9 protein-coding genes and 1 pseudogene are annotated in these 15,512 nt (G+C 73.9%); 3 read left to right on the top strand and 7 right to left on the bottom strand.

The window, feature by feature from the left end; translation table 11 throughout:
- Positions 1-3 precede the first annotated feature (3 nt).
- From ACQPW6_RS35840 to ACQPW6_RS35825, 4 genes are all read right to left on the bottom strand, one after another.
- On the bottom strand, positions 4-1,440 hold the full coding sequence (locus tag ACQPW6_RS35840; RefSeq protein WP_433893895.1) for an aldehyde dehydrogenase family protein: 1,437 nt from the start codon (positions 1,438-1,440) through the stop codon (positions 4-6).
- Positions 1,441-1,767: 327 nt separating this feature from the next.
- Positions 1,768-2,964 carry an ROK family transcriptional regulator gene (locus ACQPW6_RS35835; protein WP_433893894.1) on the bottom strand — a complete coding sequence of 399 codons (1,197 nt, stop codon included), beginning with the start codon at positions 2,962-2,964 and terminating at the stop codon, positions 1,768-1,770.
- 330 nt (positions 2,965-3,294) lie between these two features.
- Positions 3,295-4,572 carry an alpha-L-fucosidase gene (locus ACQPW6_RS35830; protein ID WP_433893893.1) on the bottom strand — a complete coding sequence of 426 codons (1,278 nt, stop codon included), beginning with the start codon at positions 4,570-4,572 and terminating at the stop codon, positions 3,295-3,297.
- Between the two features lie 253 nt (positions 4,573-4,825).
- Positions 4,826-7,390, bottom strand: a complete 2,565-nt coding sequence (locus tag ACQPW6_RS35825; RefSeq protein ID WP_433893892.1) for a glycoside hydrolase family 3 C-terminal domain-containing protein — start codon at positions 7,388-7,390, stop codon at positions 4,826-4,828.
- A gap of 673 nt (positions 7,391-8,063) precedes the next feature.
- Between ACQPW6_RS35825 and ACQPW6_RS35820 the strand changes: the two are divergent.
- The 3 genes and pseudogenes from ACQPW6_RS35820 to ACQPW6_RS35810 form a co-directional block, all read left to right on the top strand.
- Positions 8,064-8,546, top strand: a pseudogene (locus tag ACQPW6_RS35820) (discoidin domain-containing protein); the annotation flags it as partial.
- An 894-nt stretch (positions 8,547-9,440) separates the two neighbouring features.
- Entirely contained in the window at positions 9,441-11,138 is a 1,698-nt protein-coding gene (locus ACQPW6_RS35815; RefSeq protein WP_433894766.1) for a galactose-binding domain-containing protein, read from the top strand.
- Positions 11,139-11,268: 130 nt separating this feature from the next.
- Positions 11,269-12,321 carry a LacI family DNA-binding transcriptional regulator gene (locus tag ACQPW6_RS35810; RefSeq protein WP_433893891.1) on the top strand — a complete coding sequence of 351 codons (1,053 nt, stop codon included), beginning with the start codon at positions 11,269-11,271 and terminating at the stop codon, positions 12,319-12,321.
- Here ACQPW6_RS35810 and ACQPW6_RS35805 read toward each other — a convergent pair.
- The 3 genes from ACQPW6_RS35805 to ACQPW6_RS35795 form a co-directional block, all read right to left on the bottom strand.
- The gene (locus tag ACQPW6_RS35805) at positions 12,287-13,030 is read right to left on the bottom strand and encodes a 4'-phosphopantetheinyl transferase family protein (protein WP_433893890.1); all 744 of its coding nucleotides are present in this window, start codon (positions 13,028-13,030) and stop codon (positions 12,287-12,289) included. The genes ACQPW6_RS35810 and ACQPW6_RS35805 overlap by 35 nt on opposite strands.
- Positions 13,027-13,890, bottom strand: a complete 864-nt coding sequence (locus tag ACQPW6_RS35800; protein ID WP_433893889.1) for a metallophosphoesterase family protein — start codon at positions 13,888-13,890, stop codon at positions 13,027-13,029. The genes ACQPW6_RS35805 and ACQPW6_RS35800 overlap by 4 nt, the downstream gene beginning before the upstream one ends.
- A gap of 130 nt (positions 13,891-14,020) precedes the next feature.
- Entirely contained in the window at positions 14,021-15,214 is a 1,194-nt protein-coding gene (locus tag ACQPW6_RS35795) for an acetyl-CoA C-acyltransferase (RefSeq protein WP_433893888.1), read from the bottom strand.
- Between the last annotated feature and the right edge of the window lie 298 nt (positions 15,215-15,512).

The raw sequence follows: 15,512 nt of genomic DNA, 5'->3' as shown, positions 1-15,512 counted from the left end.
TCCTCAGTTCTCTTCGGTGGCGGGCCCGGTGGCCCAGTCGGGAAGGTTCAGCGGGCCTCGCTGGAGGCCGATCCACTGGCGCCGGGTGAAGCCGGGCATCTGGTCCTCCGCGCCGTGCCGGGCGTGCGCGTCGTTGACGTGCACCTCGCCGGCCTGGAGCTGCTCCGCGACGCCGAGCCCGCGGATCAGGTCGCGGGTGAAGACCGAGTTCATGAGCATCGGCAGGCCGTTGGTCAGCGCGACGGCCTCCGCCTCGGTGTCCACCACGGTCACCGGGATCACCGGGCCAAAGATCTCCTCGCGGAAGGCGGGCATCTCGGGGGTGACGTCGGCGAGCACGGTGGGCCGGTAGAACAGGCCGTCGTATTCGCCGCCGGTGACCAGCCTGGCGCCCATCGCCAGCGACGGTTCGACGATCGTGCGGTGCAGCCGGTCGCGCTGCGCGGCGCTGATCAGCGGGCCGAGCGCGGTGCCGGGGTCGAACGGGTCGCCGACCCGCAGCGCCGCCACCCGCCGGGTCACCGCGGCCAGATAGGCGTCGGCGGCCGGCCGCTGCACGATGTGCCGGCTGGCGCTGATGCAGGTCTGGCCCTGGAACTCCAGCGAGGCGATCATGGCGCAGCTCGCGGCCAGTTCGGTGTCGGCGTCGTCGAGCACCACGAAGGCGTTGCTGCCGCCGAGTTCGAGCCGGATGGTCCGCAGCTCGCCGGCCGCGGCGCGGTCGATGGCGAGGCCGACCTCCCGCGAGCCGGTGAAGTCCAGCATGTCCACGCCCTGGTGGCGGGCGAGCGGCCAGCCGGCGTCGGGACCGTCGCCGGTGACGACGTTGAACACGCCCGGCGGCAGTCCCGCGTGGTCGGCGGCGGCGGCCAGCACCTGGCCGCCGATGACCGGGGTGAGCTCGGCGGGCTTGAGCACCACCGTGTTGCCGAAGGCGAGGCCGGGCGCGACCGCCCGCATGGCCAGGTTCATCGGGTAGTTCCACGGGGTGATCAGGCCGAGCACGCCGAGCGGCACCGCCCGCGACAGCGACAGCTTGCCGGCCTTGTACGGCGGCAGGATGTCACCGGCGTTCTCGCTCACCTGCACGGCGGACAGGGCGAGTTGGCGGATGCTGGTGCCGACCTCGTCCTCGGCCTTGGCGCGTACCCCGCCGGTCTCGCGCATGCTCTGCTCGACCAGCAGCGGGTAGTTGTCCTCCAGGTAGCCGGCGAAGCGGCGCAGGTAGTCGGCGCGGGTGGGCGCGGACAGCGCGGCCCAGCCGGGCTGGGCGGCACGGGCGGCGGCCACGGCGCGGTCGATGTCGGCGGCCGCGCCGAGCGCGTAGCTGCCGATCACCTTGCCGGTGGCCTTCTCCTCGACGGGCGCGGTGCGTCCGGAGGCGGCGGGCCGGAAGGCGCCGTCGATGTACAGCCGGCCGTCGCCGGGGTGGGAGGGCATACGGGCTCCAGGGAACGGGAGGAGTGAGACGGTGGAGGTCTTTTTCCGAGACTTAAACTAAGTAGCTACGGATGGGGGGTCAATCGTCGTGCACGAGGAATTTCCGAGCGGGCCGGTCAACCGTGCGCGGCGCGGCAGGCGTGAACGGCCGGCGAGCGGCGCCGCTTGAGCGTGGCCAGGGGGTGCCACCGGCATCGTGGCCCAACGGGCAGTCAGCGCCGCCCTACCGGCGGCGGGTACCGCCGGCACCGCCGATCGGCAGGCGGCCGGGGACGACCGGCGGGGCGGATGCCGCCGGCAGGCAGGCCGCGGCGGCAGGCCGGGGGGTCAGATTCTGCTGCGGCTGCCCGGGCGCAGCAGTTCGTGCACCGGCAGCGTCGCCGCGCCCATCGCCACCTGCTCGGGGCCCAGCCGGCCGAGTTCGAGCGCGGTGCTGCCCGAGAGGTAGTCCAGGGTGTGCCGGCCCATCGCGTCCCGGACGGCCGGCAGCATCGACGGGCCCATCGCCGCGCTCACCCAGCCGGACAGGATCACCCGGTCCGGGCTGAGCAGGTTGATCAGGTTGGCGATCCCGATGCCCAGGTACTCGGCTGTCCTGCGGACCGTCTCGGCCGCGGCGCCCGGCCGGGCCGAGTCGGCGACCAGTGCGCCGAGCCGGGCCTCGGTGCCGGTGCCCGACAGCTCGGGCGCGCCCGGGATCTGCCCGTAGTGCGCCAGGATCGCGTCCGCGCCGACGTACGCCTCGAGGCAGCCGCGCGAACCGCAGCGGCAGGCCGCGCCGCCGGCCTCGACCACGGTGTGGCCCCACTCGCTGGTCGTGCTCGTCACGCCGCTGGGCGAACCGGTGGCCACCGCGGCGCCCACGCCGACCGCGAGCAGCCCGACGATCGCGCGCTGCGCGCCGCGGCCCGCCCCGCGCCACACCTCGGCCTGGCCCAGCGTGCGGGCGCAGTTGTCCAGGTGCAGCGGGGCCTGCACATGCGGGCGCAGCAGCGCGTCGAACGGCACCCCCGACCAGCCGAGGGTGGGCGCGTGCACCAGTCCGTCGGGCAGCACCACGCCGGGGACGCCCACGCCGACGCCGAGTACCGCCGAGGCGTCGGCGCCCGCCTTGACGGTCACCTCGTCGATGCCCGCGGTGACCAGCGCGGCCAGCACGGCGGGGTCGGGCCGGCCCTCCTCCATCGGGTAGGTGGCGGTGGCGACCGTCTCCAGCGTCCAGTCGAACAGCCCCACCTGGACGTGCGTCTCGCCGATGTCCACCCCGACCACCTGGGCGTAGCCGGGCCGCACTTCGAGCAGCGTGCGGGGGCGTCCGCCGTCGGAGTCGAGCAGCCCGGCCTCGGCGACCAGGCCGTCGGACACCAGGTCGGTGACCACGTTGCTGACGGTGGCCGAGCTGAGCCCGGTGGCCCGCATCAGGTCGAACCGGCTGGCGGGGCCGTGCAGGTAGAGCCTGGTCAGTACGGACGTGCGGTTGTGCCGGCGCAGGTCCCTGGTCGTCTGGCCCACATCGCGCTTCACCGGGTTCCCCCTCACGACGCCGGGCCGGTGTCCGCTCGCGGGGTCCGGGCGGCTCGCCGGCGCGGTCACCGGAACCGGCCGATGGCGAGGGCACGGACGGCGCCGCGGCGCGCGGCCGCCGGCCCGCCGGGTCCCGCCCCGCAGGCCATCACGGCCACGGCAGTAGCAGACACGGCACCCCCGGGAGATCGCAGTACATTGCACATATTGCCAGACCTGCGCTCTCCCGTCGGTACCGAGGGAGCGCTCTCACGGCCGCTTCGCGCCGCGCGGGGGCCCAGAGGTCGGATGCCTGCCGGGCTCGGGCAGGGCGCGAGCCCTGACGGGGGGTCAGCCACGTCCGGTGCCGCGGTACAGGTCGAGTTCGCCGTCCAGCTCCACCGCGAGCACCGTGGCGTGCGGGTCGGTGCCGCCGGCGGCCGGGGCGTCGATCCACAGCACGCCGGGCACGTCGTGCAGCCCGCCGGTGACCTGGTGGCCGAGGGCCGCGCCGGTGCCGACCACCGTGACGCGCCGCACCGCGTTGCGCAGCCCGCGTACCGACACCGTCTCGCGCGGCGGATCGAAGCAGGTCAGGTAGAGCGTACGGCGGTCGGCCGACAGCGTGCTCGGGCCGTAGTGGTGGCCGGCCGGCAGACCGGCCGTGGTGCCGTACACCGCGTCGGAGTGCCGGGCGATCCAGTCGCCGAGCCCTTCGAGCCTGGCGGTCTGCTCGCCGGTGATGGTGCCGTCCTCGCGCGGGCCGACGTCCAGCAGCAGGTTGCCGCCGGCGCCGATGGTCTCGGTGAAGTAGCGCACCAGCTGGGACACCGACTTGTGGCGGTCGTCGTGGCCCTGGTAGCCCCAGGAGTCGTTGACGGTCAGGCACAGCTCCCACGGTCCGGCCGGCGGGACCAGCGGCACGCCCTGCTCGGGGGTGGGGTAGTCGCCGCGGCTGAGCATCCGCGCGTTGAGCACGGTGTCGGGGTTGACCGCCAAGATCTGGTCGGCCAGCTCGTCGATGCCCCACTGCTCCTCGGTACGCTCCCACTCGCCGTCGAACCACAGCAGGTCGGGGCGGTAGCGGGTGGTCAGCTCGCCGACCTGGGCGTTGCGGTAGTCCAGGAAGCGGCGCCAGGCGGCCGGGTCCTCGGCGCCGGGCGGCGGGGCGCTGAACGGGTTGTCGTTGAGGCCGGCGTGCTCCGGGGCCGGGTGCGGGCGCCGCACGGTCGGGTAGTCGGGGTGCGACCAGTCCGAGTGCGAGTAGTAGAGGCCGACCTTCAGGCCGTGCTCGCGCAGCGCCCCGGCGTAGCCGGCCAGCAGGTCCCGGCCGGCCGGGGTGTCGCGGACGACGGACAGGCCCTTCTGCCCGGTGTCCCACAGCGCCACCCCGTCGTGGTGCCGGGCGGTCAGCACCGCGTAGCGGGCGCCGGCCCGGGCGAACAGCCGGGCCCAGGCGTCCGGGTCGTACCGGGCGGCGGTGAATCCGCCGAGCTGCTCCATGTACCGCTCGCGGGTGAGCCGGCCGTCGTAGAAGGACCAGGATTCGGGCACGCCGTCCACGGCGTAGATCCCGTAGTGCACGAAGATGCCGAGCTTGGCGTCGGCGAACCAGGGCTGCATGGGCATGGACCGTGTCCTCGCGACGATTCATCGGATCTCTTACGGAGTCCGGTCCACCCTACGATCCGTGTCGAGCGGCGATCAATCCCGCCGGCCGCGGCCTAGTCGTGCGGACCTCCGCGGCGGCGCGGGCTCCGGCCCCGCGCATCGGACACCAGGTGGGGCGCCCCCCGGTCAGGGTAGGGGGCGCCCCGGTCTGGTGGCCGGCCCGCCATCCGCGCCCCCGTGGTGCGGATGAGCGGCCCGGCGGCCGGGCCGGTCAGAGGACGAGCGGCCCGGAGAGCGGTTGCCGGGCCGCGGAGGGGCCGGCGTGCAGGGTGTACGGGCCGGGACGGGCGGCCCAGCGTCCGTCCGGCGCCGACCACTGCTGGAACGCCCGCGCGGCGACGACGACCTCGGCCACCGCCTGCTCGCCCGGTTCGGCCCTGACGGCCGCGTAGCCGGCCAGCCGGGGTCCGCCGTCGTCGTAGCCGTCGGCGCCGGTGGTCAGATAGACCTGCACCACCTCGCGTCCGGCCCGCGTACCGGTGTTGCGGACCCGCACTCGCACCCGGGCGCCGCCGGGTTCGCCGTCGCCCTCCCCCGCCGGCTCGGGCTCCGCCTCCAACTCCTCGTAGGCCCAGCTGGTGTAGCCCAGGCCGTGCCCGAACCAGTAGGCGGGCTCGGCGCCCGCCCGGCGCCAGGCCCGGTGGCCGAGGTAGGGGCCCTCGGTGTAGCGCAGCACCCCGCCGGCCGGTTCGGTGCCGGGCACCGGGGCCCCCTCGGCGGCCGCGGCCCAGGTGGTGGGCAGCCGGCCGCCCGGCTCCGTGTGGCCGAACAGCACGTCGGCCAGGCCGTGTCCGGTCTCCTGGCCGGGGAACCAGCTGAGCAGCACCGCGCGGACGCTTTCCCGCCACGGCAGTTCGACCGGGCCGCCGGAGTTGACGATCACCACGGTCCTGGGGTTGGCGGCGGCCACCGCGGCGACGAGTTCGTCCTGCCGGCCGGGCAGCGCCAGCGTCGTACGGTCGAAGCCCTCGCTCTCGATCTCGTCGGTGGTGCCGACCACGACGACCGCCACCTCGGCGGCGCGGGCCAGTTCGACGGCCGCACGGATCGCCGCGTCCTCGTCGGGCCGCGGCGGGTCGGCGGCGAGCGCCACCGCGAAGCCGTGCTCGGCCTCCCAGTGCCGGGTGGCGACCAGCAGCACCTCCTCGCCCGCGGTCACCTGCCGGTCGGCGACCCGGTAGGACGGGGTGACGTGCACATAGGTGGGGTCCTGCGACTCGGGCGTCACGTAGGTGTCCACCAGGGTCTGCGAGCCGGCGCTCAGCGTGACCGCGCCGAGGCCGACCACCGCGAACCGCCACTGCCCGGTCACGTCCGGCGTGACCAGCGCGCTGACCTCCACACAGGCCGCGGTCGCGGCCAGTTCCGGTGCGTCCCCCGACTCCAGGATCCGGCCGCTGAGCCGGTGCTCGGCGTGGATCTCGGTGCCGTCGGCGGCCAGATAGCGGACCAGCACGCCGGGCTCGCCGGAACGCGGGTCGCGGGCGATGCGCGGGTGCAGCGGGGTCGGCCGGGTGCTGAGGTACACCCCCTCGGCGTGCGCGACCCGCGCCCCGGTCCCGGCCAGCGCCTCCCTGACGCCTTCGAGCGGCGAGACGACCGCGGCCGGGAAGACCCCCGCGCTGCCGCCGCCCTGCACCCGGGCGGCGGAAGCGTTGGGGCCGATCACCGCGACCGAGCGCGGCGCCGCGGCGCCGGCGGCGGCCAGCGGCAGCAACCCGCCCTCGTTGCGCAGCAGTACGCATCCGGCCGACACCGCCCGGCGCAGCAGCGCGGCGGCGTCGGCGGGCACCGGCGGCACCGGGCGGGTGCCGGGACCGGCCGGCTTGCGGTAGCCGGGCAGTCCGTCGAGCGCGCCGACCCGGGCGGCGAGCAGCAGGATCCGGCGGATCTTCGCGTCGATCACCGCCTCGGGGACCCGGCCCTCGCGCACCGCGGCCAGCAGTGCCTGCCCCCACAGCGGGTGCGGGCCGGGCATGGCCAGGTCCTGGGCGGCGCCGGCCGACTCCTCCGTGGACCTGATCGCGCCCCAGTCGGAGACCACCACCCCGTCGAAGCCCCAGCTGCCTTTGAGCGGTTCTGCCAGCAGCGGGCTCTCCGACATGCTCAGGCCGTTGACCCGGTTGTAGGCGGACATCACCACCCACGCGCCGGCCCGCACCGCCGCCTCGAAGGGCGCGAGGTAGACCTCGTGCAGCGTCCGCTCGTCCAGCCGGGCGTCCAGGGTGAGCCGCTCCGTCTCGGAGTCGTTGGCCACGTAGTGCTTGGCGGTGGCGGCGACCCCGCCGGCCTGGACGCCACGGATGTAGGCGGCGCCGGTCCTCGCGGTCAGCAGCGGGTCCTCGGAGTAGCACTCGAAGTGCCGGCCGGCGGCCGGGGTCCTGTGCAGGTTGAGGGTGGGCGCGAGCAGGATGTCGATCTGCTTGCGGCGCGCCTCGGCGGCCAGCAGCCCGCCGACCTCGAACACCAGGTCGTCGTCCCAGGCCGCGGCGAGCGCGGTCGGCGAGGGCACCACGAGCGAGGTGTCGCGCTCGTCCCAGCGCTCGCCGCGGACGCCCGCGGGACCGTCGGACACGCCCATCTCCCGCAGCCCGACGGCCGGTTCGGCCTGGGTACGGAAGGTGGAGGCGCCGGACAGCAGCCGGATCTTGGCGGCCAGGTCGAGCCGGCCGGCCAGCTCGTCCAGCTCCGCGGCCGGCAGCGGCGGCGCCTCCGGTGCCCCGGGTTCGGGATCCGGTGCGGGAGAGGACACGGACGCGGGGGTGATCATGGTCATCCCTTCATGGCTCCCTGCGTGATGCCGTCCAGGACGTGACGGCCCATCAGTGGGAATACCGCGGTGATCGGCAGCTGGAGACGAGCGCCCCGGCGCGGCCTGCGGGAGGCCGGCCGGCGGGACCGCGCGGTTGCGGCGCGGGGACTTGAGCGGACCGTACGGCCCCGCCGGCACGTGGGACGGTCGCGGCGGCCACCGCCGACGGGACTCGGCGGTGGCCGCCGGCCGGTCTGCCCGCCGGCTGCCGGAAAGACGGCTTCCGGAGCGCCGGCGGGGGCGCACCCCGGCTCCGCCACCGGTACCGTGCCGCAGGTGTCGCGCATGGGCGGATTCCTCGGCTTCTCGGGCGGCCGGCGAGCGGCGCCCGTGAGGGCGCCGCGGTCGGGAAACATAAGGGAGAGCGCTCTCCCAATACCCGTACATTCACGCTCATCGCGGCTGCGTGTCAACCCCTGAGGCCCGATCGGGCCGTCGAATCAGCCACAGCGGCACGGGATTTGCGGCTTATCCGGCAATCAGTACACACCTCACGACCCTCTCGTGTCGGATCCCTTGACACCCCGGAAATCCAGCGGCAACTATCAGGGCGCAGTGAGAGAGCGCTCTCCCAACTCCGTCGTCGTCAGCGGACCGCGCCCTCGTCTCCCTCCCCCCTCCACCGCAGGAGCCCGGCATGAGAGCGTCACCCACCAGCACCCGGCTGAGATCTCTTCCCCCACCGCTGCGCGTCGCCCTGCTGATGGCGCTCGCGCTCGGCCTGGCCCTCTACGCGCTGGCCGCGCCCGGTACGTCCGCGCACGCCGCCGACTCGCTGATCTCGCAGGGCAAGCCGGCCACCACCTCCAGCACCGAGGGCGCCGGATACGCCGCCTCGGCCGCCGTGGACGGCGACGCCGGCACCCGCTGGGCCAGCGCCTGGAGCGACCCGCAGTGGCTCCAGATCGACCTGGGCACCAGCTCCACGATCAGCAAGGTCGTGCTCACCTGGGAGAACTACGCGACCTCGTACCAGATCCAGGTCTCCGGCAACGGGACCGACTGGTCGCCGGTCTACAGCACCACCGCGGGCACCGGCGGCACCCAGACGCTGAACGTCACCGGCACCGGCCGCTACGTGCGGATGTACGGCACCAAGCGGGTCAACGGCTACGGCTACTCGCTGTGGGAGTTCCAGGTCTACGGCGCCGCCGCGACCGGCGGTCCCGGCGGCACGGACACCGGCGGCGGCACCACCGGCGGCCAGGACGGCGGCGGTGACGGCGGCACCGGTACCCCGCCGCCCGGCAACTGGAGCACCCTGTGGAGCGACGACTTCAACGGCTCGGCGGGCAGCTCCCCCAGCGGCGACAACTGGATCACCGACACCGGCACCAGCTACCCGGGCGGCGCCGCCCAGTGGGGCACCGGCGAGGTCGAGACCGCGACCAACTCCCCCGCCAACGTCAGCCTGGACGGCGGCGGCCACCTCAACCTGACGGCGCTGAAGTCCGGTTCCGACTGGACCTCCGGCCGGATCGAGACCAAGCGCAGCGACTTCACCGCGCCGGCCGGGGGCCAGCTGCAGATCGCCGCGACGATCAAGCAGCCGAACGTCTCCAAGGCGCTGGGCTACTGGCCGTCCTTCCGCGCGATGGGCGCGGCCTACCGGGGCAACACCGCGTCGTGGCCGGCCGTCGGTGAGAGCGACATCATGGAGGACGTCAACGGCCGCAGCCAGCTGTCGGCCACCCTGCACTGCGGCACCGCGCCCGGCGGCAACTGCGCCGAGTACAACGGCCTGACCAGCGGCCTGGCCACCTGCACCGGCTGCCAGACCGGCTACCACACGTACTCGGAGATCATCGACCGCACCACCTCCGACGAGCAGATCCGCTGGTACCTGGACGGCAAGCAGGTCTGGCAGGTCAGCGAGTCTCAGGTCGGCGTGTCCACCTGGAACGCGGCCGTGCACCACGGCCTGTACCTGGACTTCAGCCTGCGGATCGGCGGCTCCTACCCGAACGCGGTCTGCGGCTGCACCTCGCCCGGCGCCGACACCTCCTCCGGCGGCGTGCTGAGCCTGGACAACGTCACGGTGTCGCAGACCACCGGCAACGCGCCGGCCCCGCTCACCGACCCGCCGGTGCCGACCGCCGCGAGCAACGTGCACGTCACCGGCAGCCAGGGCAACTGGGCGCTGACCGTGGACGGCAAGCCCTGGCAGGTCAAGGGCATGACGTGGGGCCCGGCCACCAGCACCGCCGACGCGCACATGCGCGACCTGAAGTCGATGGGCGTCAACACCCTGCGCACCTGGGGCACCGACGCGACCAGCAAGCCGCTGCTGGACTCGGCGGCGGCCTACGGGCTGAAGGTGATCAACGGCTTCTGGCTCAACCAGGGCGCGGACTACGTCAACGACACCGCGTACAAGAACAGCACCCTGGCCGACATCAAGAACTGGGTGACCACCTACAAGAACCATCCCGGCGTGCTGATGTGGGACGTCGGCAACGAGGTCATCCTCACCACCCAGGACCACTACACCGGCGCGGCCGTGGAGCAGCAGCGGATCGCGTACGCGAAGTTCGTGGAGCAGGTGGTGCAGGCGATCCACGCGATCGACCCGAACCACCCGGTGACGTCCACCGACGCCTGGACCGGCGCCTGGCCGTACTACAAGCAGTACACCCCGTCGCTGGACCTGTACGCGGTCAACTCCTACGGCGCGGTGTGCAACGTCAAGGGCGACTGGAACAGCGGCGGTTACACCAAGCCGTACATCGTCACCGAGTCCGGTGAGGCCGGCGAGTGGGAGGTGCCCAACGACGCCAACGGGGTGCCGACCGAGCCGACCGACGTCCAGAAGCGGGACGGCTACGTCTCGGCGTGGAACTGCATCGCCGGGCACACCGGCGTGGCGCTGGGCGCCACGATGTTCAACTACGGCGAGGAGAACGACTTCGGCGGCATCTGGTTCAACGTCCGCCCGGCCGGCTGGAAGCGGCTGATGTACTACTCGGTGGCCAAGGACTACGGCGGCACGCCGCAGGCGAACACCCCGCCGGTGATCAGCTCGATGACGGTGGCGAACAGCGGCTCGGTGCCGGCCGGCGGGACGTTCGACGTCTCGGCGTCGGCGAGCGACCCCAACGGTGACGCGATCCGCTACCAGCTGATGTACACCAGCAAGTACGTGGACGGTGCCACCGGTCTGAAGCAGGTGGACTTCACCCAGACCGGGGACGGCCAGTTCTCGGTGACCGCGCCCAAGACGCTCGGGGTGTGGAAGGTCTACGTCTACGCCTACGACGGGCACGGCAACGTCGGCGTGGAGACCCGGTCGTTCCGGGTGGTGGCCCCTCCGGTGGGCGGCACGAACCTGGCGGTCGGCAAGCCGACCACCGCCTCGTCCTACCAGCAGACCGGCAACGGGGCGCCGTATCCGCCGTCGAACGCGACGGACGGCAAGTGGGACACCCGGTGGGCCACCGACTGGAGCGATCCGCAGTGGATCCAGGTCGACCTGGGCCAGACCACGGCGGTCAGGCACGTCCAGCTCGGCTGGGAGGCCGCGTACGGCAAGTCCTACCAGGTGCAGGTGTCGCCGGACGGGAACACGTGGACCACCGTGTACTCCACGACGACCGGCACCGGCGGAGTGGAGACGCTGGACGTCAACGGGTCGGGGCGCTACGTGCGGGTGAACATCGCACAGCGCGGCACGGCCTACGGCGACTCGCTCTACGAGTTCGGCGTGTACGCGTGAGGCGTCCGCGCCGGTGAGACCGGGGCGGGGTGCGGCGGGCCTGTGGGGGGCCGTCGTACCCCGCCCCATCAGGGCGTTGTCCGCCCCGAACCGCAAGGAGAGCGCTCTCCTTGCGTGGTATAACTGCACCATGACGAGCAGCCGTCCTGCTGGGCCCCGACTCCCCACCCTGGAAGACGTCGCACGGTCCGCGGGGGTGTCGCGGGCGACGGTCTCGCGGGTGGTCAACGGGACGCGGAACGTCGATCCGGAGATCCAGAAGATCGTCCAGCAGGCGGTCGCCGCCACCGGCTACATCCCCAACCGCGCGGCCAGGTCGCTGGTCACCCGGCGCACCGACTCCGTCGCGCTGGTCTTCTCGGTGCCCGACCACCACGCGGCCGACGACCCGTTCCTCGGCCAGGTGTTCAGCGACCCGTTCTTCGGCCGGATAGTGGGCGGGCTGCTCACCGTGCTGCGCCCGCGCGGCGTCCACCCGGTGCTGATGCTCGCCGACTCCGCGGACGCCCGCCGCGCCATGGTCACCAACCTGCGCCAGGAGCACATCGACGGCGTGGTGCTGGTCTCCATCGCCCCCGCCGACTCGCTGCCGGCGCTGCTCACCGAGTCGGGCGTGCCGACGGTGCTGTTCGCCCGGCCGGCCACGCCGCTGCCGATCAGCTACGTGGACGTGGCGCAGCAGGCCGGCGCGAAGCTGGCGGCCGAACACCTGCTGGCCCGCGGCTGCCAGCGGATCACCACCATCGCCGGCCCGTTCGACTCGCCGGCCGGTGTGGACCGGCTGGCCGGCTTCCGGGAGGCGATGGCCGAGCACGGCTACGCCTACGTGCCGAGCGTCGAGGGCAGCTTCACCCAGGCGGGCGGCGAGCGCGCGATGCGCCGGCTGCTGCTCGAACACCCCGACACCGACGGCGTGTTCGTCGCCAACGACCTGATGGCCCAGGGCTCGCTGCTGGTGCTGCGCGACCAGGGCCGCCGGGTGCCCGACGACGTGGCGGTGGTCGGCTTCGACGACAGCAGCGCCGCGCTCTCCTCCCGGCCGCTGCTCACCACGATCCGGCAGCCGGTCGAGGACATGGCCGCGGAGATGGCCAAGCTGCTGCTCGCGCTGATCGACGACCCGGCTCAGCAGACCCGTTCGGTGATCTTCAAGACGACGCTGGTGCGCCGGGAGTCGGCGTAGCCGGCCCCTCGGGGATCTCCGCCTCCGTGTTCGGTACGACGATGGCGGTGGCGACCAGGCCGTCGCGGACGATCCACCGGCCGCTGAAGACATCGGGGCCGACGCCCTCGGCGAGCAGCGGGCCGGGGACCAGCAGCCGGGCGGTGTAGGTGCCGCGGTCGGCCGCGCCGGCGTCGGCGGCCAGCAGGAGTTCGGCCTCGGTGAAGTCCAGCATCCGGCGGTGGTAGGGATACCACGCCTTGTAGACGGTCTCCTTGGCGCTGAACATCAGCCGGTCCCAGTGGATGCCGGGTGCCTGCTCGCCGAGTTCGGCCAGCGAGTCGGTCTCCGCCGCGGTGGCGGTGATCACCTTCAGCACGCCCTCGGGCAGCGGGCCGTGCGGCTCGGCGTCGATACCGAGGGCGAGGATGTCGGCGGCGCGGGCCACGGCCGCGGCCCGGTAGCCGTCGCAGTGCGTGATGCTGCCGACGACCCCGGCCGGCCAGACCGGAGCACCGCGTTCCGGGTCGCGCGTGATCGGACCCGGCGGGCAGCCCAGGGCGGCGAGCGCGGCACGGGCGCAGGCCCGGCCGGCCGCGTACTCGGCCCGGCGGCGCTGCACCGCGCGGGCGACGGCGGCCGTCTCCTCCGCGTACAGCGGCTCGTGGTCGAGCTCGTCGCCGTAGGCGGCCCGGGACTTCACGGCCGCGGGCACCAGCTGCTCGATCATCCCGCGGTACCCGCCGGTCCCGCGAGGATCCGCCGCGGGCCCTCCGGCGGCTTCTGCCGGCTGCCCCACTCGCGCGGGTAGCCGAGCGAGACCTCGGTGAAGCGGACCCCGTCGCGCCAGATGGTCCGCGGGATGTGCAGATGGCCGTAGACGACCTCGGTGGCCCGGAACCTGGTGTGCCACTGCTCGGTCTGCTCGGTGCCGCACCACAGGGCGAACGACGGGTAGCGCAGGATCTCGGTCGGCTCGGGGTGCAGCGGCCAGTGGTTGGCGAGCACGGTGGGCAGCTCCGGGTCCAGCGCTTCGAGCCGCAGCTCGGTCGCGGCCACCCGGGCCCGGCACCAGTCGTCCAGGCCGGGCAGCGGGTCGGGGTGCAGGAAGTGCTCGTCGGTGCAGACGACGCCGAGGTCCTGGGACTGCGCGAGCGCCGCCTCCTTGGTGGTGGCCCCGGGGGTGCCGGCCCGCCAGGTGTAGTCGTACAGCAGGAACATCGGGACGACGGCCACCGGCCCGCGCGGCCCCTCCCACAGCGGGTACGGGTCCTCAGGGGTGATCACCCCGAGCGCCCGGACCTCCTCGACCAGCCGCCGGTAGCGCTCCTCGCCGCGCAGCTGGACGGGGTCGGAGGGGTGCGTCCACAGCTCGTGGTTGCCGGGCAGCCAGATCACGGTGTCGAACTGCTGCTTGAGGGTGCGCAGCGCCCAGGTGATGTCGGCGAAGCGCTCGGCGACGTCGCCGGCCACGATCAGCCAGTCGCCGTCCGTCTCGGGCCGCAGCGCCTCCACGATCTCGTGGTTCTCGGCATATCCGACGTGCAGGTCACTGATCGCGAGGAGGTGCGCCCCGCCCGGTGCTGTCACGGTGTCTCCGGCCGCTGGCGGATCGTCGGTGTGGGCACGACGAAGATTCTTTCAGACCGCCCCCGTGCGGCCAACCCCGAGTTCGCCGTGGCGAGTTGACGGGGGTGTCCGGCCCGCTCACCGCCATCCGCTAGTCGCGGTCCACCAGGAGCGCGGTGCCCTGGCCGACGCCGACGCACATGGTGGCCAGGCCGCGGCGGGCGCCGGTGCGGTTCATCCGGTGCAGCAGGGTGGTGAGGATGCGGGCGCCGGACGCGCCGAGCGGGTGGCCGAGGGCGATGGCGCCGCCGTCGGGGTTCACCAGGGCCGGGTCGAGGGCGAGTTCGCGGACGACGGCGAGCGCCTGGGCGGCGAACGCCTCGTTCAGCTCGGCCTCCTCGACGGAGCCGATGTCCCGGCCGAGCCGTCGCAGGACGCGCTGGGTGGCGGGGACCGGGCCGATGCCCATCACGTCGGGGTGCACGCCCGCGCTGGCGCCGGCGGCGTACCGGCCGAGGGAGGTCAGGCCGAGGTCGTTCAGCGCCTCCTCGCTGACCAGCAGCAGGCCGGCCGCGCCGTCGTTCATCGGGGAGGAGTTGCCGGCCGTGACGGTGCCGGTGCCGTCCTTGCGGAAGACCGGCTTGAGCGCGGCGAGCCGCTCGGCGGTGGTGTCCTCGCGGATGCTCTCGTCCTGCGTGACGGTGACGCCGTCCGGCCGGGTGACGGGGAGGATCTCGGCGTCGAAGAGGCCGTTCTTGCGGGCCGCGGCGGCCGCGCGGTGCGAGCGCAGGGCGAAGGCGTCCTGGTCGGTGCGGCTGATCCGGTAGCGGTTGGCGACCTCCTCGGCGGTCTCCCCCATCGGCAGCACGCCGTGCAGTTCGCGCATCCGCGCATTGGTGAGCCGCCAGCCGAGGCGGGTGTCGTAGGTCTGCATGGCCTGCGGCAGCGCCTCGTCGGGGCGGGGCAGTACGAACGGGGCCCGGCTCATCGACTCGGAGCCGCCGGCCAGCACGATGTCGGCTTCGCCAGCGGCGATCATCCGGGCGGCGGCGGTGACGGCTTCGAGCCCTGACGCGCAGAGCCGGTTGACGGTGGCCCCGGGCACGGAGTCCGGCAGCCCGGCGAGCAGGACGGCCATCCGCGCGACGTTCCGGTTGTCCTCGCCGGCCTGGTTGGCGGCGCCCCAGTAGACGTCGTCGATCCGCGCGGGATCGAGCGCGGGCGCGTCGGCGAGGAGGCCGCGCAGGACGGTCGCGGCGAGGTCGTCCGGCCGGACGGTGGAGAGGGCGCCGCGCAGCCTTCCGATCGGGGTCCGACGGGCGGCGGCGAAGTGGACGGGGCGCATCGGTTACTCCTCGGGGTGGCGGCGTAAACTAGCACCGCAAGTTTACGGGACCGCCCGGACGGTACCACCCGCCGCGACGGTGACGGGGCCCACCCGGCCGGACCCCCGCCCCGCGGCCACGAGACGTGCCCCGGAGGGGCGCGGGGAACTGCGCCACCAGCCAGGACGCGCCCGCGGGAGACCGGCCAGGCGCAATCGGCGGGGGTTTTCAGGGGCGCGGGGAACTGCGCCACCAGCCAGGACGCGCCCGCGGGAGGCCGGCCAGGCGCAACCGGCGGGGCTTTTCAGGGGCGCGCGA

It is taken from the genome of Streptomyces sp. CA-111067, from assembly GCF_050956065.1.
Classification (GTDB): domain Bacteria; phylum Actinomycetota; class Actinomycetes; order Streptomycetales; family Streptomycetaceae; genus Actinacidiphila.
The sequence above is the reverse complement of the archived record's forward strand: the minus strand, read 5'-3'. Positions and strand labels throughout refer to the sequence as shown.

What these genes read in the sequence shown, in the direction of transcription:
- ACQPW6_RS35840 (WP_433893895.1), bottom strand. Translation starts at nt 1,440, where the DNA reads ATGCCCTCCCACCCCGGCGACGGCCGGCTGTACATCGACGGCGCCTTC.
- ACQPW6_RS35830 (WP_433893893.1), bottom strand. Translation starts at nt 4,572, where the DNA reads ATGCCCATGCAGCCCTGGTTCGCCGACGCCAAGCTCGGCATCTTCGTG.
- ACQPW6_RS35825 (WP_433893892.1), bottom strand. Translation starts at nt 7,390, where the DNA reads ATGACCATGATCACCCCCGCGTCCGTGTCCTCTCCCGCACCGGATCCC.
- ACQPW6_RS35810 (WP_433893891.1), top strand. Translation starts at nt 11,269, where the DNA reads ATGACGAGCAGCCGTCCTGCTGGGCCCCGACTCCCCACCCTGGAAGAC.
- ACQPW6_RS35805 (WP_433893890.1), bottom strand. Translation starts at nt 13,030, where the DNA reads ATGATCGAGCAGCTGGTGCCCGCGGCCGTGAAGTCCCGGGCCGCCTAC.
- ACQPW6_RS35795 (WP_433893888.1), bottom strand. Translation starts at nt 15,214, where the DNA reads ATGCGCCCCGTCCACTTCGCCGCCGCCCGTCGGACCCCGATCGGAAGG.